General features: G+C 64.5%; 22 protein-coding genes. 14 read left to right on the top strand and 8 right to left on the bottom strand.

What is annotated here, in order from left to right; genetic code table 11:
• Positions 1 to 45: 45 nt before the first annotated feature.
• The 5 genes from AWB72_RS01085 to AWB72_RS01105 form a co-directional block, all read right to left on the bottom strand.
• Positions 46 to 1,245, bottom strand: coding sequence for a class I SAM-dependent rRNA methyltransferase (locus AWB72_RS01085; protein ID WP_040052785.1), 1,200 nt, complete (start codon positions 1,243 to 1,245; stop codon positions 46 to 48).
• A 34-nt stretch (positions 1,246 to 1,279) separates the two neighbouring features.
• Complete coding sequence (gene xerC, locus AWB72_RS01090) at positions 1,280 to 2,206, bottom strand: tyrosine recombinase XerC (protein ID WP_040052784.1); 927 nt, start codon at positions 2,204 to 2,206, stop codon at positions 1,280 to 1,282.
• Positions 2,207 to 2,217: 11 nt separating this feature from the next.
• The gene (locus AWB72_RS01095; RefSeq protein WP_040052881.1) at positions 2,218 to 2,928 is read right to left on the bottom strand and encodes a DUF484 family protein; all 711 of its coding nucleotides are present in this window, start codon (positions 2,926 to 2,928) and stop codon (positions 2,218 to 2,220) included.
• A gap of 33 nt (positions 2,929 to 2,961) precedes the next feature.
• On the bottom strand, positions 2,962 to 3,834 hold the full coding sequence (gene dapF, locus AWB72_RS01100) for a diaminopimelate epimerase (protein ID WP_040052783.1): 873 nt from the start codon (positions 3,832 to 3,834) through the stop codon (positions 2,962 to 2,964).
• Between the two features lie 61 nt (positions 3,835 to 3,895).
• The gene (locus tag AWB72_RS01105; RefSeq protein ID WP_040052782.1) at positions 3,896 to 4,780 is read right to left on the bottom strand and encodes a lipid A biosynthesis lauroyl acyltransferase; all 885 of its coding nucleotides are present in this window, start codon (positions 4,778 to 4,780) and stop codon (positions 3,896 to 3,898) included.
• A gap of 272 nt (positions 4,781 to 5,052) precedes the next feature.
• Between AWB72_RS01105 and metK the strand changes: the two genes are divergently transcribed.
• Complete coding sequence (gene metK, locus AWB72_RS01110; protein WP_040052781.1) at positions 5,053 to 6,240, top strand: methionine adenosyltransferase; 1,188 nt, start codon at positions 5,053 to 5,055, stop codon at positions 6,238 to 6,240.
• Positions 6,241 to 6,325: 85 nt separating this feature from the next.
• On the opposite strand, the gene AWB72_RS01115 is transcribed toward metK, so the two are convergent.
• Positions 6,326 to 6,676, bottom strand: coding sequence for a hypothetical protein (locus AWB72_RS01115; protein ID WP_208863099.1), 351 nt, complete (start codon positions 6,674 to 6,676; stop codon positions 6,326 to 6,328).
• Between the two features lie 316 nt (positions 6,677 to 6,992).
• Here AWB72_RS01115 and AWB72_RS01120 point away from each other — a divergent pair, with 316 nt between their 5' ends.
• Positions 6,993 to 7,769 (top strand): phytanoyl-CoA dioxygenase family protein, encoded by a 777-nt coding sequence (locus tag AWB72_RS01120; RefSeq protein ID WP_040052780.1) that lies wholly within the window; start codon positions 6,993 to 6,995, stop codon positions 7,767 to 7,769.
• 10 nt (positions 7,770 to 7,779) lie between these two features.
• Here AWB72_RS01120 and AWB72_RS01125 read toward each other — a convergent pair whose 3' ends face one another.
• Together AWB72_RS01125 and AWB72_RS01130 are read right to left on the bottom strand one after the other, a co-directional pair.
• Positions 7,780 to 7,983 carry a DUF3185 family protein gene (locus tag AWB72_RS01125; protein ID WP_040052779.1) on the bottom strand — a complete coding sequence of 68 codons (204 nt, stop codon included), beginning with the start codon at positions 7,981 to 7,983 and terminating at the stop codon, positions 7,780 to 7,782.
• Between the two features lie 73 nt (positions 7,984 to 8,056).
• On the bottom strand, positions 8,057 to 8,851 hold the full coding sequence (locus AWB72_RS01130; RefSeq protein WP_040052778.1) for a mechanosensitive ion channel family protein: 795 nt from the start codon (positions 8,849 to 8,851) through the stop codon (positions 8,057 to 8,059).
• A 212-nt stretch (positions 8,852 to 9,063) separates the two neighbouring features.
• On the opposite strand from AWB72_RS01130, the gene mgrA reads away from it, so the two are divergent.
• From mgrA to AWB72_RS01190, 12 genes are all read left to right on the top strand, one after another.
• The gene (gene mgrA, locus AWB72_RS01135) at positions 9,064 to 10,107 is read left to right on the top strand and encodes an L-glyceraldehyde 3-phosphate reductase (protein WP_040052777.1); all 1,044 of its coding nucleotides are present in this window, start codon (positions 9,064 to 9,066) and stop codon (positions 10,105 to 10,107) included.
• A gap of 359 nt (positions 10,108 to 10,466) precedes the next feature.
• Positions 10,467 to 11,237, top strand: a complete 771-nt coding sequence (locus tag AWB72_RS01140; protein ID WP_040052776.1) for a ferredoxin--NADP reductase — start codon at positions 10,467 to 10,469, stop codon at positions 11,235 to 11,237.
• A 319-nt stretch (positions 11,238 to 11,556) separates the two neighbouring features.
• Positions 11,557 to 12,393: a sensor histidine kinase gene (locus AWB72_RS01145; RefSeq protein ID WP_040052775.1), complete on the top strand. Its 837-nt coding sequence runs from the start codon at positions 11,557 to 11,559 to the stop codon at positions 12,391 to 12,393.
• 9 nt (positions 12,394 to 12,402) lie between these two features.
• Positions 12,403 to 13,059 carry a response regulator transcription factor RqpR gene (gene rqpR, locus AWB72_RS01150; protein ID WP_040052774.1) on the top strand — a complete coding sequence of 219 codons (657 nt, stop codon included), beginning with the start codon at positions 12,403 to 12,405 and terminating at the stop codon, positions 13,057 to 13,059.
• A gap of 149 nt (positions 13,060 to 13,208) precedes the next feature.
• Positions 13,209 to 14,642, top strand: a complete 1,434-nt coding sequence (bcaP, locus tag AWB72_RS01155; protein ID WP_040052773.1) for a branched-chain amino acid transporter BcaP — start codon at positions 13,209 to 13,211, stop codon at positions 14,640 to 14,642.
• Positions 14,643 to 14,943: 301 nt separating this feature from the next.
• On the top strand, positions 14,944 to 15,420 hold the full coding sequence (locus tag AWB72_RS01160) for a (2Fe-2S)-binding protein (RefSeq protein ID WP_040052772.1): 477 nt from the start codon (positions 14,944 to 14,946) through the stop codon (positions 15,418 to 15,420).
• Positions 15,421 to 15,475: 55 nt separating this feature from the next.
• On the top strand, positions 15,476 to 17,857 hold the full coding sequence (locus AWB72_RS01165; protein ID WP_040052771.1) for a xanthine dehydrogenase family protein molybdopterin-binding subunit: 2,382 nt from the start codon (positions 15,476 to 15,478) through the stop codon (positions 17,855 to 17,857).
• 11 nt (positions 17,858 to 17,868) lie between these two features.
• Positions 17,869 to 18,675: an FAD binding domain-containing protein gene (locus AWB72_RS01170; RefSeq protein ID WP_040052879.1), complete on the top strand. Its 807-nt coding sequence runs from the start codon at positions 17,869 to 17,871 to the stop codon at positions 18,673 to 18,675.
• Positions 18,675 to 19,574 carry an AAA family ATPase gene (locus AWB72_RS01175; RefSeq protein ID WP_087127776.1) on the top strand — a complete coding sequence of 300 codons (900 nt, stop codon included), beginning with the start codon at positions 18,675 to 18,677 and terminating at the stop codon, positions 19,572 to 19,574. Before AWB72_RS01170 ends, AWB72_RS01175 begins: the two co-directional genes overlap by 1 nt.
• A complete protein-coding gene (locus AWB72_RS01180) occupies positions 19,547 to 20,770 on the top strand; it encodes a vWA domain-containing protein (protein ID WP_087127778.1) in 1,224 nt (407 codons plus the stop codon). The genes AWB72_RS01175 and AWB72_RS01180 overlap by 28 nt, the downstream gene beginning before the upstream one ends.
• Positions 20,761 to 21,321, top strand: coding sequence for an SRPBCC family protein (locus AWB72_RS01185; RefSeq protein WP_040052768.1), 561 nt, complete (start codon positions 20,761 to 20,763; stop codon positions 21,319 to 21,321). Before AWB72_RS01180 ends, AWB72_RS01185 begins: the two co-directional genes overlap by 10 nt.
• Positions 21,294 to 22,313 (top strand): XdhC family protein, encoded by a 1,020-nt coding sequence (locus tag AWB72_RS01190; protein WP_040052767.1) that lies wholly within the window; start codon positions 21,294 to 21,296, stop codon positions 22,311 to 22,313. The genes AWB72_RS01185 and AWB72_RS01190 overlap by 28 nt, the downstream gene beginning before the upstream one ends.
• The last annotated feature ends 52 nt before the right edge of the window (positions 22,314 to 22,365 follow it).

Raw genomic sequence — 22,365 nt, forward strand, 5'->3', positions numbered from 1 at the left:
CGACAAGCCGACGCTTCGCCGGCCATCGCGCGTAAGTGAGGCCGCTCAGGCGATTTGCAACAGCAGCCCTTTCAGGTACTCGCCCTCGGGAAACGCGGTCAGAAGCGGATGATCGACGCCCGCGCCGAGCCGCTTGAGAATGCGCGCATCGACGCGCGCATCGGCGGCCGCGCCCGCGACGATCTTCTGGAACAGGTCCGAATCGATCGCGCCGGAGCACGAATACGTGAAGAGCAGCCCGCCCGGACGCAGCAGTTTGAAGCCGCTCAGGTTGATGTCCTTGTACGCGCGCGCGGCGCGATCGACGGTTTCGCGCGACGGCGCGAACTTCGGCGGATCGAGCACGATCAGGTCGAAGCGCCGGCCTTCGTCGTGGAGACGGCGCAGCGTCTTGAACGCGTCGGCGTCGAGCCATTCGGCTTTTTCCGCGTCGAAGCCGTTCGCCTTCACGTTTTCGCGCGCGAGCGCGAGCGCTTCGCCGGACGAATCGACCGACACCACGCGCGTCGCTCCGCCCTTCAGCGCCGCGAGCGAAAAGCCGCCCGTGTAGCAGAAGCAGTTCAGCACTTCGCGGCCCTGCGCGTTCTGCTGCACGAGCACGCGGTTGTCGCGCTGATCGACATAGAAGCCCGTCTTGTGACCGTTGCGCACGTCGACGTGGTACCGCACGCCGCATTCGTTCGTGATGAGCGTCTCGGGCGGCGCGTCGCCGGCCAGCACGCCGGTGATCTGTTCGAGGCCTTCCTTCTGCCGGATCGACACGTCCGAGCGTTCGTAGACGTTCGGGCAGCTGGTCGCGGCGACGAGCGCCTGCACGATCGGCTCCTTCCACGCTTCGACGCCGGTCGCCATGAACTGGCAGACGAGCTGCGAATGCGCTTCGCGGTCCGCGACGTAGTAATCGACGATCAGCCCCGGCAAGCCGTCCGCTTCGCCGAAGACGAGGCGCGTCGCGCCGGTATCGCGAACCATCGCCTGCCGATGCGCGACCGCGCGCTGCACGCGTCGTTTGAAGAAAGCGTGATCGACGGGCTCGGCTTCGTCGAACGTCCAGACGCGCGCGCGAATCTGCGAATGCGGGCTATACGATGCCCGCGCAAGGAAGCGGCCGTCGGCGGCGCGCACGGTGACGGTCGCGCCGGGCGCGGGATTGCCGTCGATGCGCGCGATGGCGTTCGCGTAAATCCACGGGTGGCGGCGGACGAGCGACTTGTCCTTCGCCGGTTTGAGCGTGATGGTGTTCATTGCGTAGATCGAGGCGCGCAAGCCGCGCGCCGGGTTAGTCGCGCTTTTTCGCGCGCGGATGCGCCGAGTCGTAGACGCGGGCCAGATGTTGAAAGTCGAGCGACGTATAAACCTGGGTCGCGGTGATGCTCGCATGGCCGAGCAGTTCCTGTACCGCGCGCAGGTCGCCGCTCGATTGCAGAACGTGCGTGGCGAAGGAATGGCGCAGCACGTGCGGATGAACGTTCGTCGGAATGCCGGCCAAAAGCGCCATGCGCTTGACGCGCTCGCGCACCACGCCCGGCGACATGCGATTGCCGCGCACCGAAAGAAAAAGCGCGTGCGGATCGAGCTTGACGAACTGATCGCGGACGTCGATCCACGCGCGCAATGCGTCGATCGCCTTGCGGCCGACCGGCACCGAGCGTCGCCGGCCGCCTTTGCCGAGCACGGTCACTTCTTCCTGCGCGAGATCGAGCCAGCTGACGGACGTTTCGACGTAGCGAACGTCGAGGCTCACTAATTCCGCGAGCCGCAGCCCCGACGAGTAGAAGAGTTCGAGCATCGCGTGATCGCGCAGCGCTTCGGGCGTGCCGGACTGCGGCGCGTCCATCAGCGTCATGGCGTCGTCGACGGAAAGCGCCTTCGGCAGCGTCTTCTCGCGCTTCGGCGCACGCACGGTCGCGACGGGATTCGCGGGCATCGGGACGCGTTCGGCGAGCCATCGATAGAACGCGCGCCACGCCGACAACCGATGCGCAATCGATCGCGCCGACAGCCCAGCCGAGTGCGCGCGCACGACCGCGCCGCGCATGTCCGCTGCCGTCAGCGTTTCGAGCGCGCGGCCCTTGGCGAGCGCGCGCAGTTCGCTCAGTTCGTGCGTATAGCCGCGCAGCGTATGTTCCGAGAGACGCCGCTCGTGTTCGAGCATCGCCAGATAAGCGGCGATGGGGTCCTTCAACGTGTCGCTGGCGGCGCTCATGCGTGATCGGCTCAGTTGGGCAGCAGACGGCTCAGCGCCGCGCTCGCCAGCACGCCGATCTGCCTGAGGAAATCGGTGGCCATGCCTTCGTGGAAGCGGCGCGGATCGGGCGATCCCATCACGAGCAGGCCGAACGCGGGCGCATCGGGACCGCCTTGCGGATCGCGCAATGCGAGCAGCGCCACCGACTCGATGCCGCGCTCAGCCGATGCGCCGGCATCGCTCGTCGCGGATGCCGAATTCGCCGCGCCCAGCCATTGCGCCGCCGCGAAGCCGCTATTTGCGCCGCAGTACGGCGCGTCGAGACTATGCGCGAAGATGCGCACTTCTTCGCCGACATGACGCGCGAAATCCGCCTGGCGATACGCTTCGTCGACATCCCACACGCGCAGCGCGGCGTGCGGCACGTCGAACACGTCGCACAGGCCGCGGCTGATGGTGGCGGGCAGCGCGTACGGATCGCGCTGGCCGGTCACGCGCACGGTCCAGCGGTTGAATTTCGTGGAGATGCTGTCGTTTTCGTGGCCGTATCGCAGCAGTTCGGCCAAGCGCCGTTCGAGCTGCTTGTTCTTGTCGCGCAGCATTTCCATCTGGCGTTCCTGCAGCGACACGGCGGCCTTGCCGTGCGGATTCGATAGCCGGATGGTGCCGAGCAGTTCGGCGTGCTCGACGAAGAAATCGGGGTTGTCGAGCAGATAGTCGGCGACTTCGCGTGGATTCATGTTTGCCTGATACATAGGAATGCGTGGTCCGGCTCAGCCGATGCCGGGAAACTCGATCTCACCTTCGAAGACCGTCGTGGCGGGGCCGGCCATGAATAGCGCGGCGGATTCGTCGCGCGCGCCGTCCCAGCGGATGGTCAGCGTGCCGCCGTGCGTTTGCACGCGGACCGGCGAATCGAGCAGGCCGCGCCGGATGCCCGCCGCCACCGCCGCGCACGCGCCCGTGCCGCACGCGAGCGTTTCGCCCGCGCCGCGCTCGTAGACGCGCAACTTAACCGAATGACGATCGACGATCTGCATGAAGCCCGCGTTCACGCGCTTCGGAAAGCGTGCGTGGCGCTCGATCAGCGGGCCTTCGGTCAGCACGGGATACGCTTCGGCGTCGTCCACGATCTGCACCGCATGCGGATTGCCCATCGACACGACGGAAATCCAGCGCGTGTGCCCATCCACGTCGAGCGGCCAGAGCGTGTCGTTGCCTTCGCGGCGGCCTTCCAGACCGTTGGCGTCGAACGGCACCTGAGGCGGATCGAAGACCGGCGTGCTCATATCGACGACGACTTCGCCGTTCTCCTGCATCGTCAGCGTGATGACGCCTTTTTGCACCTGCACGCGGATGGTCGCAGCGTCCGTCAGCCCGCGGTGGCGCACGAACTTCACGAAGCACCGCGCGCCGTTGCCGCAATGTTCGACTTCGCCGCCATCGCAATTGAAGATGCGGTATTTGAAATCGACGCCGTCGATCGTCGGCTTTTCGACGAGCAGCAACTGATCAGCGCCCACGCCGAAATGTCGATCCGCGAGCGCGCGCACTTGCGCCGGACTCGGATCGAGCGCCTGCGAGTAGCCGTCGAGCACGACGAAGTCGTTGCCCGCGCCCTGCATTTTGGTGAACTTGAGTTTCATGGCCGCTATTGTATGTGAGCGGTGCGGCGGCGTTTCGCGCCGCTTTCGGCTGACGTTTCGCTTAATAAAAACCGGGCTCGCCGGGCGGCCGCGTCTTGAAGCGCTTGTGGACCCAGTAATACTGCTCCGGAATGCGCGGAATCTGCTCTTCGAGGAACTCGTTCATGCGGCGGGCGTCGGCTTCGTCGTCGCCGGTCGGGTAGTTCTGCCACGGCTCGAAAACCTTCAGCCGATAACCTTTGTAATTCGGCAGCACTTCGCCGATGAACGGCACCACTTGCGCCTTGCCCGTCTTCGCGAGCCGGCCGACCGCCGTCAGCGTGCACGTCGGAATGCCGAAGAATGGCACGAACGTCGAATTGCGCATGCCGTAATCCATGTCCGCGCCGAGCATCACGGGCTTGCGGTCGCGCAGCCAGCGCAGCACGATGCGCGCGCTGTCCGCGCGGCTCGCCATGTCCGCGCCGAAACGGGCGCGCTGTCTTTTCGCGACTTCTTCGATCTGCGGATTCGAAAACGGCTGATAAAGCGATCCGCATTGCCGATGCAGCGAGTAATTGAGAAAGATAGATCCCGCTTCGATGCCGACGAAATGCAGCCCGAGAAACAGCGTGGGCGGCAGGTCGGGATCGGTGAGATCGACCGCGCTGTCGACTTCGATCAGCTTTTCGAGCTTCTTCGCCGAGCCGAACCATTGCACGCTGCGCTCCACGTAGCTGCGGATTGCGTGGCGAAAATGCATCTGCGCGACTTCCTCGCGGCGCTCGGGCGTCCACTCGGGAAAGCAGAGTTTCAGATTCGTATGCACGATGCGCTTGCGCCGGCTCGGAATCTGATAAAGCAGCCAGCCTAAGCCGTCGCCGAAACGGGCCGTGACGCCATAAGGGATGACAGCCAGAAACTTGAGAAAGCCAATGGCGAGCGAGACTCCGAGGCGCCCTAGCATGACGTGCCCCAGCGAACAGACGGGCCGCTGCGACGGGCGAAATATTGACGCGGGACGAATGACAACAAGCGTTCGGCTCTGTAAAAAAACGGGAAACCGGTATAATAAGACCTTCGCCGAGTTAATGGACAACTTGCGGGGCGAAGCCGGCTGAAGCCTGATGAATATCGGGTGGAGGCCGGAGAAAGGACATCCGCTAAAGCGTCGCCGCTTCAGACTCCAAACGAAGCCGGCTACGTGAATCTCAACCGTACTCAATTGGAGTCTGAAGCGTGTCACACGACTATCTCTTTACTTCCGAATCCGTTTCCGAAGGCCACCCGGACAAGGTCGCCGACCAAATCTCCGACGCCATCCTCGACGCCATCCTGTCGCAGGACAAATACTCGCGCGTCGCAGCGGAAACGCTCTGTAATACCGGTCTCGTCGTGCTCGCGGGCGAAATCACCACCACCGCGAACGTCGATTACATCCAGATCGCGCGCGACACCATCAAGCGCATCGGTTACGACAACACCGATTACGGCATCGACTATCGCGGCTGCGCGGTGCTCGTCGCGTACGACAAGCAATCGCCGGACATCGCGCAAGGCGTGAACAAGGCGCACGACGACAACCTCGATCAAGGCGCCGGCGACCAGGGCCTCATGTTCGGCTACGCGTGCGACGAAACGCCCGAACTCATGCCGCTGCCCATCCACTTGTCGCACCGTCTGGTCGAGCGTCAGGCGAACCTGCGTCGCGACGGCCGTCTGCCGTGGCTGCGTCCGGACGCGAAGTCGCAAGTCACCGTGCGCTATGTCGACGGCAAGCCGCACTCCATCGATACCGTCGTGCTGTCCACGCAGCATTCGCCGGACATCGACCTGCCGCAACTGCGCGAAGCGGTCATCGAAGAAGTCATCAAGCCGACGCTGCCGAAGGAACTCATCAAGGGCGACATCAAGTTCCTGGTGAACCCGACCGGCCGGTTCGTGATCGGCGGTCCGCAAGGCGATTGCGGTCTGACGGGCCGCAAGATCATCGTCGATACGTACGGCGGCGCGGCTCCGCACGGCGGCGGCGCGTTCTCGGGCAAGGACCCGTCGAAGGTCGACCGCTCGGCCGCTTACGCGGGCCGTTATGTCGCGAAGAACATCGTCGCGGCGGGCCTGGCATCGCGCGCGCTGATCCAGGTTTCGTATGCAATCGGCGTCGCGCGTCCGACTTCGGTGATGGTCAACACGTTCGGCACGGGCCGCGTGTCGGATGCGGAAATCACGAAGCTCGTGCTCGAGCACTTCGACCTGCGTCCGAAGGGCATCATCCAGATGCTCGACCTGCTGCGCCCGATCTACGAAAAGACGGCGGCATACGGCCACTTTGGCCGCGAAGAGCCTGAATTCTCGTGGGAATCGGCGGACAAGGCGCTCGTGCTCGCCGAAGCAGCCGGCACGGAACCGGTCGCTCGCGTGGCGTAAGCCGGCGCGGCTCGCAAAAGAAAAAACCGGCAGGCTTCACGCCTGCCGGTTTTTTTATGGCCGTTCGTTTAAGCGATTCCGGTAGTCAGCGCACCGCGAAGTCGTACCAGCCCGCGCTGCTCGCCGATACGCGACGCGGCCGGCGGCTCGTCAGCTTCGCGCTCTTCGGCTTGGATGCCGGCGCGCGCAGTTGCATCGGACGGCGCAGCAGCGTTCTCAACGACACGCTGCGCGAAGCCGCGCGCACGCGGATGTTGAAGAAGAATCCGCGAAACCAGGAGCGGATGCCGTCGACCGGATGCACGTTCCTGATTTGCTCGGCGAGCGCCTGCGTGCGTGCCGAATGATGACGCAGCGCGCGGATCACGCCGCGCCGGGCGGGCCGCGCCGCGCTCGATGCCGCGCGTCGAAGGCCTGTGGCGATTCTTTGGGTCATGTCGGCAAAAGGTCCGTTTGCGTGAAGGCAAACCTGACGATAGTCCTCTCAAAATTAGCGTTCAACGCTTCGATTCAACCTCGTGTTCGAAAGTTGCACCGAAACGATGCAGTCAATGTACAAGAGCTTTATTACTGCGTTAAGTCCGCGTTTTCCCTGCCGATCGTTGAAGCAAACGCTTCATGCAATCGCCGGAACGTCAGGCTGCACGGCCTCTCGCGGCACGTCCGACTTACAATGAACGTATTCGCCCCAATTTCGGGTATTGCGCTGGCTGCATGAGGCGATATGAACGCCGCGCCGAGGCTGAACGAACATGTCTGATCACACGTTGCTTAAATCGAAGAAAGAGCAAGTGCAGGAGTTGCGCGAGACGGGCTTCGTCATCGTAAGCGGGCTGGTGCCCGAAGTGCGATGCGACGCCATGCGCGAAATTGCGCAGCTGCAACTGGCCGAAGCCGCCGCGCCGGTGGAATACGAAGCCGATCTGCAATATCCCGGCGCGCCGCAATCGAGGCACGCGCCTGGCGGACAAACCGTGCGGCGCCTGCTCGACGCCTACGCGCGCCATCCGCTGTTCGCGGAATTCGCGACATCGCCGGAAGTGCGCGGCTGGATGGAACTGTACTTCGGCGAAACGCCGTATCTCTCGCGCGCGCATCACAACTGCGTGATGACGAAGCATCCGGCGTACGGCAGTTTGACCGGCTGGCATCGCGATGTGCGCTACTGGGCGTTCGAGCGCGACGATCTCGTGTCCGCGTGGGTCGCGCTCGGCGACGAAACCGTCGATAACGGCGCGCTGTGGTTCGTGCCGCGTTCGCATCGGCTGGCGTTCACGTCGGATCGTTTCGACGAAGCGAAGTTTTTCCGCTCGGACCTGCCGGAAAACACCGCGCTCATCCGCACGGCATTTTCACCGGCGCTCAAGAAGGGCGATGTCGTGTTCTTCCACTGCAACACGCTGCATTCCGCCGGCAAGAATCTGACCGATCACGTGAAGTTCTCGCTCGTCTACACGTATCGCGGCGCGAGCAACGCGGCGCTGCCGGGCACGCGGTCGGCGTCGAAGCCGGAAGTGGCACTAGTCTGAAGCTGCGGCCTTAGCGCTTGGAAGGCAGCGCGAGGCCGATCAACCCGGCAAGACTCGCGACGATGCCGCCCGCGATCAGCCAGATCGTCTTGTTTGTCGGCGACCCCGTGAAGAATCGCGATACGTCGTTGCTGAGCGAGTGAAACGACTGGCCGCCGAAATAAAGCAGCACGACGCCGCCGACTAGCAACGCAACAGAAATCGCCCGGGTCATGGGTGTCCTCGTTCATTTCAAGATAGGGCGCGCCAGCTTACAAGGCGCACGAATGCGCGTCCAGCGCGCCCGGTCAGGCGACGACGGGCACGCGCGTGAGCGGCTGAATCTGGCGCAGCAGATCGGCTTGCACGTCGGCGTGATCGCTCGCGCGCGTCCACACGCCGACGTTGAACTTGACGCCGGTATCGGTGTAATCGGTGACGGCGATCCACGGCGCCGACGCCCCGTCCTGAACGATCCGCGCATCCTGCGCAACCATGCGCCGCAGTTCGGCCAGCACGCGCTCGACGTCCTGTCCGTGCTGAGCGAGAAAATTGAGCACCACGCGCCGGCGCTCGTTCGCGCTGTAGTTCGTCACCGGATTCGCCCAGATGATGCTGTTCGGCACGTACATGACGATGCCATCGGCTTTCGTGAGGCGCGTCGTGAAAAGGCCGATCTCGTTGACGGTGCCCGCCGTCACGCCGATACCCTCGATGTAATCGCCGACGCGAAACGGCCGCAGCAGCAAGAGCATCAGTCCCGCCGCGATATTCTGCAGCGTGCCCTGCAGCGCCAGCCCGATGGCGAGTCCCGCCGCGCCGAGCACGGTGAGAATGCTGGCCGCCGCGATGCCGAATTTGCCGAGCGCGGCGACAATGGCAACCACGCGGATCGCCCACATCGCGACGCTGGCGAGCACGGGCGTGAGCGTCGCATCGACATTGGTGCGCGCGAGCGTGCGCCGCAGCGCGTTCGACACGAGATTCGAAATCCACCAGCCGACGGCGACGATCAGTATCGCCATCAGGATGTTGACGCCGTAGGTCAGCCCGAGCGTGAGCATGAAATCGTAGGCGGGGCGCAGTCTGTCGATTGAATCCATGTGTTTACTCCTTTGTTCGGATGGATGTTCGGCAAGGCGGCGAGGCTCCTGCATAGCGGCACGGCCCGTGCGCAACGCTCGCGCTGACGCCGATTGCCTTACCATTAACGGTTTTCGACCGGAGGCGCGAGCGTATCGCAGCTATCCGGATGATCGACCGGTCACGCTTGTCAAAGTTAGTCCAATTCCGCAACCCGCAAAGGAAATCCGTCATGGCTTACGAAGCAGCTTCCGAGCGCTACACGCAGATGCAATACCGCACGTGCGGCAAGAGCGGGCTGAAACTGCCGGCGCTGTCGCTGGGCCTGTGGCACAACTTCGGCGATACCACGCCGCTCTCCACGCAGCGCGAGATTCTGCGCACCGCATTCGATCTGGGCATCACGCATTTCGATCTGGCGAACAACTACGGCCCGCCGTACGGCAGCGCGGAAAGCAACTTCGGGCGTCTTTTCAAGGACGATTTCCGGCCGTATCGCGATGAGTTGCTCATTTCGTCGAAGGCCGGCTGGGACATGTGGCCCGGCCCGTACGGCCAGGGCGGCGGATCGCGCAAGTACGTGCTCGCGAGCCTCGATCAGAGCCTGAAGCGCATGGGCCTCGATTACGTCGATATCTTCTACTCGCATCGTTTCGACGCCGACACGCCGCTCGAAGAAACCGCGGGCGCGCTCGCCACCGCCGTGCATTCGGGCAAGGCGCTGTATGTCGGCATTTCGTCGTATTCGGCGGCCAAGACGCGCGAAATGGCGAAGCTGCTGGCCGAGCACAAGGTGCCGCTCCTGATCCATCAGCCTTCGTACAACATGCTGAACCGCTGGATCGAACACGAACTGCTCGACACGCTCGACGATATCGGCGCGGGCAGCATCGCGTTCACGCCGCTCGCGCAGGGCCTGTTGACGAGCAAGTACCTGAACGGCGTGCCGCAGGACGCGCGCGTCAACAAGCCGGGCGGCGGGTCGCTGAAGCAGGAGCATTTGAGCGATGCCAACCTCGCGCACGTGCGCAAGCTGAACGAACTGGCCGAGCGGCGCGGCCAGAGCCTCGCGCAGATGGCGCTCGCGTGGGCGCTGCGCGGCGGGCGCGTGACCTCGGTGCTGATCGGCGCGAGCCGCGCGGAGCAGGTGGCGGAGAACGTCGGCGCGTTGAAGAACCTCGAGTTCAGCCCGGAAGAACTCGCGGAAATCGACCAGCACGCGCAGGAAGGCGGCATCAATCTGTGGGAGAAGCCGTCGACGGATCAGCGCATCTAAACGACGCGCTGCGGCCTTTCGCCAGCAGGGTATTTCTGAATAGGCACGGCGGCGGTTGTTATCATGCGGGTCGCAGGCTACTCATTGCTTTTCGGCAATATATAGCCCTGCGGCCCGGCCGCCAGCGGTCCATGAGCCGAAGGAGCCACTGGCGCCGCCTCGGGACGCTTCGGTACGCCAAACGGCTATCGGGTAAAATATCCGATTGCGCTGCGGCACAGGCGCGGCCATCGAATGAAAAACGCGCGGGATACGTGGACATCGAGCTCATCGAATCGTCCTTTCGCGCAGCGTCGAGCGTAGCGCCCTTCTGACGTCCAGCCCGTGAGCGTCACCGTTTTCGCCTAGTCCAAGAAGCCATGAGCAACCTTAACTCTCAAACCGTTCTGAGCGTCCATCACTGGACCGACACGCTTTTCAGTTTCACCTGCACCCGCGACAGCTCGTTCCGCTTTGAGAACGGCCAGTTCACGATGGTGGGCCTCGAAGTCGACGGCAAGCCGCTCCTGCGCGCCTACAGCCTCGCGAGCGCGAACTATGAAGAGCATCTCGAATTCCTGAGCATCAAGGTGCCGGACGGCCCGCTGACGTCGCGTCTGCAGCATCTGAAGGTGGGCGATTCCGTGCTGATCGGCAAGAAGCCGACGGGCACGCTCGTCGCGGACAACCTGCTGCCCGGCAAGACGCTGTGGCTGCTCTCGACGGGTACGGGCCTCGCGCCGTTCATGTCGATCATCAAGGACCCGGACGTCTACGACCGCTTCGACAAGATCGTGCTGACGCATACGTGCCGCTTTGTCGACGAGCTCGCGTACAAGGATTTCATCACCGAGCACTTGCCGGCGCACGAGCATATCGGCGAAATCGTGTCGGAAAAGCTCGTGTATTACCCGACGGTGACGCGCGAAGAATTCGCGAACCGCGGCCGCATCACGGATCTGATCGAGACGAAGAAGCTGTTCGCCGATATCGGCGTGGAGCCGTTCTCGATCGAAAACGACCGCGTGATGCTCTGCGGCAGCCCGCACATGCTGCGCGACACGCGTCAATTGCTCGACTCGATGGGCTTCCAGGAAGGCAGCAACAACCATCCGGGGCATTATGTCGTGGAGAAGGCGTTCGTCGGCTGATCGGCGGGACGTCTGAACACCAGAAATCGGAGCTTCGTGCTCCGGTTTTTTTTCGCCCGCACGCGGCGTTCTGTTACAGATCACGTAGGCGTTCTTCCTACGCATTCGTCGCGCCGATGTTGCTAACCAACTTGAACTTCGTGCGCGAAACCGTTGTCGTCCAATCGATTCGTCATAATTTTGAGATATGATGCCAACGGTTGGATTGAGCGCCGAAAGCGCTTCGTCCGTCTGCGATGTTACAGAGTGTAAATTTAGTTACGCCCGCTCGTGAGTTCGCCGAGGACGTAACTCCCGTTGCGCTCAAAGCGAGGAAACAATGAACACGTCGGCTCTGGCCGCGCTCGACGAGCGCACCACGCTCCGCGCGAACCTGCGCGGCGTCTCGTCATCGACGATGGAGGCGCCGGGTTCGCCTCTTTCCGCGCTCATCGACGCCAAGCTGCGCGGCGATCGCGAGCTTCAGCGCCTGAATGCGCGCGTGCGCGAGTTGACCGCTCAACTCGCCGCCGCCGATGAGCGGGCCCGCCGCAGCATCGCCGGCGATCTGCACGACGAAACCGGCGCCCTCTTCACCGCCGCGAATCTCGCGATCGGCCGCGCGGCGTTTTTCCTTCCGCCCGATGCACCCGCCGCTTGCGTCGAAGCGCTGCGTCAGGCGCGCGAATGTCTCGTCGAAGCCGCCGACGCGAGCCATCGAATTGTCGAAGGCTTGCATGCGCCTGCTTTCAACTCCGCATTCGCCGATGTGCTCGCGGACTGGATCGACAGATTCGGCGCGCGTTCGGCCCTTCGCATAAATTTATCTTGTTCAGTTGAAATTCACGTGCCGGACGACGTGGCGCTCGCGCTCTTTCGCGTCGCACAGGAAGCGCTCGGCAACGTCGCGCGACACGCGGGCGCGGAGCACGCGACCGTCACCGTTACCGCCGATGCGCACGGCGTGTCGCTCGTCGTCGAGGACGATGGCGTCGGCATCACGCCGGCCGCGCGCCGCAAAACCGGGCGATTCGGACTCGCGGGCATGCGGGCGCGCTGCGAGGCGTTCGGCGGCAGCTTGCGCGTGGCGGCATCGAAAGCGGGCGGCACATTGGTGCGTGCGCGCCTGCCCTGGACTGCCGCGCCGCGCACGATGCTGCGTGCCGTCAACGCCTGAGGCGTGCCGATGACGCTCAAAGTCCTGCTCGCCGACGATCACGCCATCGTGCGCCGGGGCGTCGCGCAATTGCTGATGGAGCGCGGCGTTGCATCGGACGTGGAAGAAGCGGAAACCGGCGCAGATGCGCTCGCGCTGGCGGCGCGCGGCGCATACGACATCGTGCTGCTCGACATCTCGCTGCCGGACATCAACGGTCTCGACGTGCTCAAGCGTTTGAAGCGCGACACGCCTAACGTGCCAGTGCTGATGTTCTCGATGTATCGCGAAGACCAGTACGCGGTTCGCGCGCTGAAGGCCGGCGCGTCGGGCTATCTGTCCAAAACCGCCGATCCCGCGCTCATGATTCGCGCGGTCCAGCAAGTTGCCGCCGGCCGCAAATATGTGAGCCCCGAAATGGCCGAGGCGCTCGCCAACTACGTCTCGCTCGACGCCGAGCGGATGCCGCACGAAAAGCTCTCGGACCGCGAATTCCAGACGCTGTGCATGCTCGCGTCGGGCAAGCGGCTGACGGACATCGCGCATGCGCTGTCGCTGTCGGTGAAGACGGTGAGCGTCTATCGCACGCGCCTGCTCGAGAAAATGAAGCTCGCGAACAACGCCGAACTCACGTTTTATGTGATGAGCAACCGTCTCGTCGATATGAATCCGGCTATCGCGGGATAACGACGATTTATCCTGTTCAGGATAAAATGTAAAACGTCGTACCTAAAACACGCATGTTGCCCCATTCGTGGGCATTCTCCTTTACTCCGCTAAAATGTCGGGTTTTCCCGAGGGAAGGCGCACCGCGCGCTGAAAGGAGACTTACCGTAATGTCGTTGTTCCGCAAGAAAAACATCGAGCACATGCTTGCCGGCGCGCAAAGCACGTCTCTCAAGAAAACGCTTGGCGCGCTGGATCTGACTTTTCTGGGCATCGGGGCGATCATCGGCACCGGCATCTTCGTGCTGACCGGCACGGGCGCCGTGCAGGCCGGCCCGGCGCTCATGGTGTCGTTTCTCGTCGCGGCAATCGCGTGCTGCTTCGCCGCCCTTGCCTACGCCGAATTCTCATCGACGATTCCCGTCGCCGGCTCCATCTACACCTATTCCTACGCGACGCTCGGCGAACTGGCCGCGTGGATCATCGGCTGGGACTTGATGCTCGAATACGGGCTCGCGACGTCGGCCGTGTCGGTCGGATGGTCGGGCTATCTGCAATCGCTGCTTTCGGGCTTCGGCATCAGCCTGCCGACCGCGTTGTCGGCCGCGCCGGGCGCACTGCCCGGCCACGTCACCTACTTCAACCTGCCCGCCTTCCTCGTGATGATGGTCATCACGTGGCTGCTGTCGATCGGCGTGAAGGAATCGACGCGCATCAACAACATCATGGTCGCGATCAAGGTCACGGTCGTGCTGATGGTGATCGCGGTCGGCGTGTTCCATGTGACGCCCGCGAACTGGCATCCGTTCATGCCGCACGGCTGGTCCGGCGTGTTCGGCGCGGCGGCGGTGATGTTCTTCGCGTTCATCGGCTTCGATTCGGTGTCGTCGGCGGCGGAAGAAGTGAAGAATCCGAAGCGCGATCTGCCCATCGGCATCATCTCGTCGCTCGCCGTGTGCGCGGTGCTGTACGTGGCGGTCGCGGCGGTCGTGACCGGCATCGTGCCGGCGGCGCAATTCGCGAACATCTCGCATCCGGTGTCGTACGCGCTGCAAGTGGCCGGACAAAACTGGGTCGCGGGCTTCATCGATCTCGGCGCGGTGCTCGGCATGCTCACCGTGATTCTCGTGATGAGCTACGGCCAGACGCGCATCATCTACGCGATGTCGCGTGACGGCCTCTTGCCCGCGAAGCTCTCGAGCGTGCATCCGCGCTACGCGACGCCGTTCTTCACGACGTGGCTCGTCGGCATTTTCTTCGGGCTGATCGGCGCGCTCGTGCCGCTCAACGTGCTGGCCGAACTCATCAACATCGGCACGCTCGCTGCGTTCTCGATGGTCTCCATCGCCGTGCTGATCCTGCGCCGCACGCATCCGGAACTGCCGCGCGCGTTCCGTTGCCCGGGCGTGCCGGTGGTGCCGATTCTCGCGGTGGCGTCGTGCCTGTTCCTCATGGTGAACCTGGCGAAGACGACGTGGATCGCGTTCGTCGTGTGGCTCGTGATCGGCCTCGCGATTTACTTCGTGTACTCGCGTCATCACTCGAAACTCGGCCGCACGGTCAGCCGCGCGGCGAGCCCGGAGCGCGAAGCCGTGACGCGCTGAACGGCCACGCATCCAGCGAAAACGACGCCGCCCCTCGGGGCGGCGTTTTGCATTTCGGGCCATCGGCGCGCGTCGAATTCGACGACGGCACGGGCGTGCGCCTAATAGCGACGCCCGTCGATTTGTGTTTTACTCGCCGTGACACACGACACGAATTCCCCAGCCGGACGCTTAGCCCAAGCCAGGTTCAGGACGTGATGTAGTGCAGGCGCGAGCGGCGTGAGGCGGGTCCATCCCGGCAATATCGTGCAAGGACCGGAAAGGCGCATGAAAGCGCCGCTCCGGCCTCAAGGAGACAGTAATGCCGCTCAGCATCAGCCTGACGGTCAACGGGAAACCGGTGACCGCGAACGTCGAACCGCATCTTCTGCTTGTCCAGTTTCTCCGCGAACAACTCAGACTCACCGGCACGCATATCGGCTGCGACACCGCGCAGTGCGGCGCGTGCACCGTTCATCTCGATGGCCGCGCGATCAAGTCGTGCAACATCCTCGCGGCGCAAGCCGATGGCATGGAAGTGACGACCATCGAAGGCATGAGCCGCGACGGCGAGCTTCATCCGATGCAGGCGGCGTTCAGGGAATGCCACGGCCTGCAATGCGGCTTCTGCACGCCGGGCATGGTGATGGCCGCGTCCGCGCTCGCCGCCGAATCGCCCGATCTCTCCGAAGAAGAAGTGCGCGAGCAGCTCGACGGCAATCTGTGCCGCTGCACCGGCTATCACAACATCGTGAAAGCGGTTCTCCAGGGCGCCGAAAACATGAAGGCGCGCGCCTGACGCGAAGCCATCTCTGACAGATGTAATCGCGCCTAATGTCGACAGGAGAACCGCGATGAACGCACCTGAACAACAGAAACTGGTCGGCGCCGGCGTCAAGCGCAAGGAAGACTATCGCTTCCTGACGGGCGCGGGCCAATACACCGACGACGTCGTCATGCCGCAGCAAAGCTACGGCGTCTTCCTTCGATCGCCGCACGCGCACGCGCGCATCCGCTCGATCGATATCGAAGCCGCGATGGCGTCGCCGGGCGTGATCGCCATTTTCACGGGCAAGGATCTCGCGGGCGAGAACGTCGGCGGATTGCCGTGCGGATGGCTCATCCACAGCACCGATGGCTCGCCGATGCACGAGCCGCCGCATCCCGTCATCGCGCACGAGAAGGTGCTGCACGTGGGCGATCAGGTCGCGCTCGTCGTGGCCGAATCGCTGAAGGAAGCGAAGGACGCGGCCGAGCTGATCGCCGTGGACTACGAAGAACTGCCTGCGGTCGTCGATACGGCGAGCGCGTCGGATGCCGGCAAGCCGCTCGTTCACGACAGCGTGCCGAACAACGTCTGCTACAACTGGGGCCACGGCGACAAGGCGCGCACCGACGCCGCCTTCGCGCAGGCCGCGCACGTGACGACGCTCGATATCGTCAACCAGCGCCTCGTGCCGAACGCGATCGAGCCGCGCGCCGTCAACGCGAGCTACTCGAAGCACGACGACAGCTACACCGTCTACGTCTCGAACCAGAATCCGCACGTCGAGCGCTTGTTGATGGCGGCGTTCGTGCTGTCGCTGCCGGAATCGAAGCTGCGCGTGATCGCGCCGGATGTCGGCGGCGGCTTCGGCTCGAAGATCTTTCTGTATCCCGAGGATGTCGCGCTGACGTGGGCATCGAAGAAAGTGGGGCGTCCCATCAAGTGGGCCGCCGAGCGCTCCGAAGCCTTTCTGTCCGACGCCCACGGCCGCGATCACGTCACGAAAGCCGAACTCGCGCTCGACAACGACGGCAAGTTCCTCGCCATGCGCGTGCACACGACCGCGAACATGGGCGCGTACCTGTCGACGTTCGCATCGTCCATTCCGACGATTCTCTACGCGACGCTGCTCGCCGGCCAGTACGCGACGCCCGCGATCTACGCCGAAGTGAAGGCGGTCTTCACGAACACCGTTCCCGTCGATGCCTACCGTGGCGCGGGCCGCCCCGAAGCGACGTACGTGGTCGAGCGGCTCGTGGAAACGGCGGCGCGCGAGTTGAACATCGATCCGGTGGAACTGCGCCGCCGCAACTTCATCCGCGAGTTTCCATACGCGACGCCCGTCGGCCTCACGTACGACACCGGCGATTACGACGCCATTCTCGACCGCGCGATCGAACTCGCGGATGTCGCGGGTTTCGAAAGGCGCCGCGAGGAATCGAAGCAGAAGGGCAAGCTGCGCGGCATCGGTTACTCGTGCTACATCGAGGCGTGCGGGCTCGCGCCGTCGAACGTGGCGGGCGCGTTGGGCGCGCGCGCGGGTCTCTTCGAAGCGGGCGAAGTGCGCGTGCATCCGACCGGCTCCGTCACCGTGTTCACCGGCTCGCACAGCCACGGACAAGGGCACGAAACGACCTTCGCGCAAGTGGTCGCGGACCGGCTCGGCGTGGCGATCGAAAACGTCGAAATCATTCATGGCGATACGGGCCGCATTCCGTTCGGCATGGGCACGTATGGATCGCGGTCGATTTCGGTCGGCGGATCGGCCATCGTGAAGGCGCTCGACAAGATCGAAACCAAGGCGAAGAAGATCGCCGCGCATCTGCTCGAAGCATCGCCGCAGGACATCGAGTTCAGCAACGGCGTGTTCCGCGTCGCGGGCACGGACCGGACCAAGACGTTCGCGGACGTATCGCTCGCGGCGTACGTGCCGCACAACTTCCCGCTGGAGACGCTGGAGCCGGGTCTCAACGAAAACGCGTTCTACGACCCGACCAACTTCACGTATCCGTCCGGCGCGTATGTGTGCGAAGTCGAAGTGGATCGCGATACCGGCGAGACGCGCGTCGAGAAATTCACCGCCGTCGACGACTTCGGCAACGTGATCAATCCGATGATCGTCGAAGGGCAAGTGCATGGCGGGCTGGGGCAGGGCATCGGCCAGGCGATGCTCGAACGCTGCGTGTATGACAAGGACAGCGGCCAGTTGCTGTCCGGCTCGTTCATGGATTACGCGATGCCGCACGCGAGCGACCTGCCGAGCTTCAACGTGGAGACCGCGAAGGGCACGCCGTGCACGCACAATCCGCTCGGCGTGAAGGGCTGCGGCGAAGCGGGCGCGATCGGCTCGCCGCCCGCCGTCATCAACGCGATCATCGATGCGCTCAGCCCGCTCGGCGTGAAGGACCTGCAGATGCCGGCGACGCCGCATCGTGTATGGACCGCGATGCACGCCGCTCAACACGCCTGACGGAGACCGCCATGTACACATTCGACTATCAACGCCCGGACGAGGCGCAAGCGGCGGTGGCCGCGCTCTCCGCCAACGGCGACGCCAAATTTCTCGCAGGCGGACAAAGCCTGCTGCCGACCATGCGCCTGCGGCTCGCGCAGCCTTCGGCGCTCGTCGACGTGACGCGCATCGCGTCGATGAAAACGATCACGCTCGATGGCGGCAAGCTGACCATCGGCGGGGCGATGTGCCACGCGCAGGTCGCATCGAACGCGGATGTGAAGCGCGCGCTGCCCGGACTCGCGGATTTGGCGAGCCGCATCGGCGACAGACAGGTGCGCGAGCGCGGGACCATCGGCGGTTCGCTCGCCAACGACGATCCCGCCGCGTGTTATCCCGCTGCCGTGCTCGCGCTGAACGCGACCATCGTGACGGACCGGCGGCGTATCGCGGCCGATGACTTTTTCATCGGCATGTACGAGACCGCGCTCGAACCCGACGAGCTGATCACCGCCGTCGAGTTTCCGCTGACCGAGCGCGCGGGCTACGAGAAGTTTCGCAATCCCGCGTCGCACTTCGCGCTCGTCGGCGTGTTCGTCGCGAAGCTCGCGGATGGCGTGCGCGTCGGCGTGACGGGCGCGGCGCCTTCCGTTTTCCGTCCGAAGGAGCTGGAGGCGGCGTTGTCGAAGGACTTTTCGGTGGCGTCGGCGCGCAGCGTGACGATTTCCGCCGACGACCTCAACGACGACATGCACGCGAGCGCCGAATATCGCGCGCATCTGATCCCGGTGCTCGCGGGCCGCGCGATCGAGCGCGCGATGTCGTTTTCGGCGTGATGCAGAGCGAGCCCGATTCGATCGACGACACGCTCGCCCGCCTGCGCGAGCATCAGTACTTCGCGAGCCGCGAGCTGGCGACGGCGCTCTTTCTCGCGCTGAAAATGCAGCGGCCGCTTTTTCTCGAAGGCGAGCCGGGCGTCGGCAAGACGGAACTCGCGAAGGCGGCGGCGGGGCTGTGCGGCACGACGCTGCTTAGGCTGCAGTGCTACGAGGGCCTCGATACCGCGAGCGCGCTGTACGAATGGGACTATCCGCGCCAGATCATGGCGCTGCGGCTCGCGGAGGCATCGGGCGAAACGCCGTCGAACGATTCGCTGTATCGCGGGGAGTTTTTGTTGAAGCGTCCGCTGCTTCAGGCGCTCTTGCCCGATCCCGACAACGCCGCCGCGCGCCGCGTATTGCTGATCGATGAAATCGATCGCGCCGACGAGCCGTTCGAAGCGTTCCTGCTCGAACTGCTGTCGGACTTTCAGGTGTCGATTCCCGAGTACGGCACGGTGCGCGCGGCGCGGCCGCCGCTCGTCGTGATGACGTCGAACCGCACGCGCGAAGTCCACGACGCGCTCAAGCGCCGCTGTCTGTATCAGTGGATCGGGTATCCGGAACGCGATGTCGAACTCGCGATCGTCGCGGCGCGCGCGCCCGAAGCGAGTCGCGCGTTGCAGGCGCGGGCGGTCGCGTTCGTCCACGAATTGCGCACGATGGAGCTGTTCAAGGCGCCGGGCGTGGCTGAAACCATCGACTGGTGCCGGGCGCTGGCGGCGCTGTCGGTGTCGGAACTGGATCCGCAATCGGTGCAGAACACGCTAGGCGTGCTGCTCAAGTATCAGGACGATCTCGCGCGCATGGATGCCTCGACGCTCGCGCAATGTTTGTCGAAGGCGGCCAAGGCGTGACGATGGAACCGTTCGCGCGCAACGTCGTTCATTTCGTGCGCCTGTTGCGGGGTGCGGGGCTTGGCATGTCGCCGGCGCACGCGGTCGATGCGCTCGACGCGCTGCGTTTCATCGACCTTCGCCGCCGCGACGATGTCCGCGCGACGCTCGCGTGTCTGCTCGTTCACGCCGCCGACGAGCGCGATATCTTCGATTCCGCGTTCGATCTCTTCTGGCGCGATCCCGACTGGGAAGGCAAGCTGCGCGCGCTCTTGCTGCCGAAAGTCGAAAGCGGTGCGCCGCCGCCTAAGCGCAACAACCGTCTCGCCGATGCCTTGGCCTCGCGCTCCGGCCAGAAGACGGCGCCCGCGCCCGAATCGAAGCCCGAACAGACTTACGCGCGCATGAGCTTCAGCGCGCAAGAGCGCCTGAGTCATCGCGATTTCGACACGCTCACCGCCGACGAATGGCGCGCGCTGCGGCATCAGATTCGCGCGCATCGCCTGCCGCTCGCCACGGAGCCGACGCGCAGGCTCAAGGCGGCATCGCACGGCACGCACGCCGATCTGCGCGCGAGCGCGCGTCAGGCCGTGCGCGCGGGCGGCGACTGGACCGTGTGGAAGTATCGCGCGGTGGTGGAGCGCCGGCCGCCGCTCGTCTTGCTGCTCGACATTTCCGGTTCGATGAGCGCGTATTCGCGCGCCGTGCTGTACTTCTGCCATGCGCTGCTGCAATCGCGCGAGCGCCTGCAAGTGTTCCTTTTCGGTACGCGTCTGACGAACGCGACGCGGACGCTGCGCGAGCGCGATCCCGATGTCGCGATCACCGCGCTCGGCGAACAGGTGGCGGACTGGTCGGGCGGCACGCGCATCGGGGCGGCGCTCGCGGAATTCAATCGACGATGGGCGCGCCGCGTGCTTGCCGGCCGGGCGACGGTGCTGCTCGTCACCGATGGACTGGATCACGAAGCCATCGACGTGCTCGATGCCGAAATGGCGCGGCTCAAGCGCTTTGCGCATCGGCTCGTCTGGCTGAACCCGCTTTTGCGATACCCCGGCTTCACGCCCCGCGCGCGCGGCGTGCGCGCGATCCTGCCGCACGTCGATGCGATGCTCGCGGCTCACAACCTCGACAGCCTGGCCGCTGTCGGGCGGGAACTCGCGGCGCTCCCGGCGCGCGGTGCCCGCACGCATGGAGGAGATACGCGATGGAACTGACCGAAACGCATACGCTGCCCGTCCCGCAGGCGCGCGCATGGGAAGCACTCAACGACACAGCGATCCTGAAGGCGTGCATTCCCGGCTGCGACAGCATCGAGGCGGACGGTGAAAATGCCTATGCCATCGGGATGACTGCCGCCGTCGGCCCGGTCAAGGCACGCTTCAAGGGAAGGATGGAACTGACGGACATCGACGCGCCGCACACGTACACGATCGTCTTCGAAGGTCAGGGCGGCGCGGCCGGTTTCAGCAAGGGCAGCGCGAAGGTGAACCTGGAGCCGGGCGACGACGCCGACACCACGAAGCTCAGCTACAGCGCGAATGCGCAGGTGGGCGGCAAGCTCGCGCAAATCGGCTCGCGCCTCGTGGATGGCGCAGCGCGTAAGATTGCAGCTGAGTTCTTCAAGCGATTCGGCGCGCAGTTGCAGGGCGGGCAAGAGCCGAACGAAGCGCAGGAGTCGCAGGACATTCCCGCCGACGATCAATCCGGGGGCGAAAAGGAAGAGAAAGGAAAGAAATCATGGACAGCGTGGATCTCGAAGTCCTGAAACACAGCGCGCAATGGCTCGAAGAGGGCAAGCGCGTGTTGCTGGTCACGGTGGTGAAGACGTGGGGATCGTCGCCGCGGCCCGAGGGCGCGATGCTCGCGGTGCGCGGCGATGGACACGTGGTCGGTTCCGTGTCGGGCGGCTGCATCGAGGACGATCTGATCGATCGCGTGCGGCAGCGGGGCATCGAGCAGACGAAGCCCGAAGCGGTGAAGTACGGCATCAGCGCGGAAGAGGCGCACCGGTTCGGCTTGCCGTGCGGCGGCACCATCCAGCTCGTGCTGGAGCCGCTCACGCGCGAGAGCGGCATCGCTGAACTGTGCGCGGCGGTGGAAAGCGGGCGGCTCGTCGCGCGCACGCTCGACATGGCGACGGGCGCGGCGCATCTCGGACCCGCGCAAGCGACGGATGGCGTCGTCTTCGACGGCGCGACGCTGCTCACCATCCACGGTCCGCGTTATCGCATGCTCGTGATCGGCGCGGGTCAGTTGTCGCGATATCTGTGCAGCATCGCGGTGGGGCTGGATTATCACGTCACGGTTTGCGACCCGCGTGTCGAATACACGGACGAATGGAACGTGCCGGGAACGACGATCGTGCGCACCATGCCCGACGACACCGTAATGGACATGAAACTCGACGAGCGCTGCGCCGTCATCGCGCTGACGCACGATCCCAAACTCGACGATCTCGCGCTGATGGAAGCGTTGAAGACGCCCGCGTTCTATGTCGGCGCGCTGGGTTCGCGTCGAAATAATGCGGCGCGGCGGGAGCGCCTGAAGGAATTCGATTTGAGCGATGCCGAACTCGCGCGGCTGCACGGGCCGGTGGGAATTTTCATCGGCAGCAGAACGCCGCCGGAAATCGCCGTGTCGATTCTCGCGGAAGTCACCGCCGCGAAGAACGGCGTTTCGCTGCCCGAACTGTTGCGCGTGGAAGGCGCGAAGGCGGCGCGCGAAGTGGCGGGCAGCAGCGAAGCGTGCGGCGTTTGATTACACGGCATCACCCGCGCGAGGGAAAGCGGACCGCTTGAGGAAGCAGCCC

It is taken from the genome of Caballeronia concitans (assembly GCF_001544615.1).
GTDB classification, from domain to species: Bacteria; Pseudomonadota; Gammaproteobacteria; order Burkholderiales; family Burkholderiaceae; genus Caballeronia; species Caballeronia concitans.

Excerpts from the sequence above, each read along its gene's own strand:
- AWB72_RS01180 (WP_087127778.1), top strand. The coding sequence starts at position 19,547 with ATGTTTGTCGAAGGCGGCCAAGGCGTGACGATGGAACCGTTCGCGCGC.
- AWB72_RS01095 (WP_040052881.1), bottom strand. The coding sequence starts at position 2,928 with ATGAATCCACGCGAAGTCGCCGACTATCTGCTCGACAACCCCGATTTC.
- AWB72_RS01130 (WP_040052778.1), bottom strand. The coding sequence starts at position 8,851 with ATGGATTCAATCGACAGACTGCGCCCCGCCTACGATTTCATGCTCACG.
- bcaP (WP_040052773.1), top strand. The coding sequence starts at position 13,209 with ATGTCGTTGTTCCGCAAGAAAAACATCGAGCACATGCTTGCCGGCGCG.
- AWB72_RS01140 (WP_040052776.1), top strand. The coding sequence starts at position 10,467 with ATGAGCAACCTTAACTCTCAAACCGTTCTGAGCGTCCATCACTGGACC.
- AWB72_RS01120 (WP_040052780.1), top strand. The coding sequence starts at position 6,993 with ATGTCTGATCACACGTTGCTTAAATCGAAGAAAGAGCAAGTGCAGGAG.
- AWB72_RS01085 (WP_040052785.1), bottom strand. The coding sequence starts at position 1,245 with ATGAACACCATCACGCTCAAACCGGCGAAGGACAAGTCGCTCGTCCGC.
- AWB72_RS01105 (WP_040052782.1), bottom strand. The coding sequence starts at position 4,780 with ATGCTAGGGCGCCTCGGAGTCTCGCTCGCCATTGGCTTTCTCAAGTTT.
- AWB72_RS01190 (WP_040052767.1), top strand. The coding sequence starts at position 21,294 with ATGGACAGCGTGGATCTCGAAGTCCTGAAACACAGCGCGCAATGGCTC.
- xerC (WP_040052784.1), bottom strand. The coding sequence starts at position 2,206 with ATGAGCGCCGCCAGCGACACGTTGAAGGACCCCATCGCCGCTTATCTG.
- AWB72_RS01165 (WP_040052771.1), top strand. The coding sequence starts at position 15,476 with ATGAACGCACCTGAACAACAGAAACTGGTCGGCGCCGGCGTCAAGCGC.
- AWB72_RS01170 (WP_040052879.1), top strand. The coding sequence starts at position 17,869 with ATGTACACATTCGACTATCAACGCCCGGACGAGGCGCAAGCGGCGGTG.
- AWB72_RS01115 (WP_208863099.1), bottom strand. The coding sequence starts at position 6,676 with ATGACCCAAAGAATCGCCACAGGCCTTCGACGCGCGGCATCGAGCGCG.
- mgrA (WP_040052777.1), top strand. The coding sequence starts at position 9,064 with ATGGCTTACGAAGCAGCTTCCGAGCGCTACACGCAGATGCAATACCGC.
- rqpR (WP_040052774.1), top strand. The coding sequence starts at position 12,403 with ATGACGCTCAAAGTCCTGCTCGCCGACGATCACGCCATCGTGCGCCGG.
- AWB72_RS01185 (WP_040052768.1), top strand. The coding sequence starts at position 20,761 with ATGGAACTGACCGAAACGCATACGCTGCCCGTCCCGCAGGCGCGCGCA.
- AWB72_RS01175 (WP_087127776.1), top strand. The coding sequence starts at position 18,675 with ATGCAGAGCGAGCCCGATTCGATCGACGACACGCTCGCCCGCCTGCGC.
- dapF (WP_040052783.1), bottom strand. The coding sequence starts at position 3,834 with ATGAAACTCAAGTTCACCAAAATGCAGGGCGCGGGCAACGACTTCGTC.
- AWB72_RS01145 (WP_040052775.1), top strand. The coding sequence starts at position 11,557 with ATGAACACGTCGGCTCTGGCCGCGCTCGACGAGCGCACCACGCTCCGC.
- AWB72_RS01125 (WP_040052779.1), bottom strand. The coding sequence starts at position 7,983 with ATGACCCGGGCGATTTCTGTTGCGTTGCTAGTCGGCGGCGTCGTGCTG.
- AWB72_RS01160 (WP_040052772.1), top strand. The coding sequence starts at position 14,944 with ATGCCGCTCAGCATCAGCCTGACGGTCAACGGGAAACCGGTGACCGCG.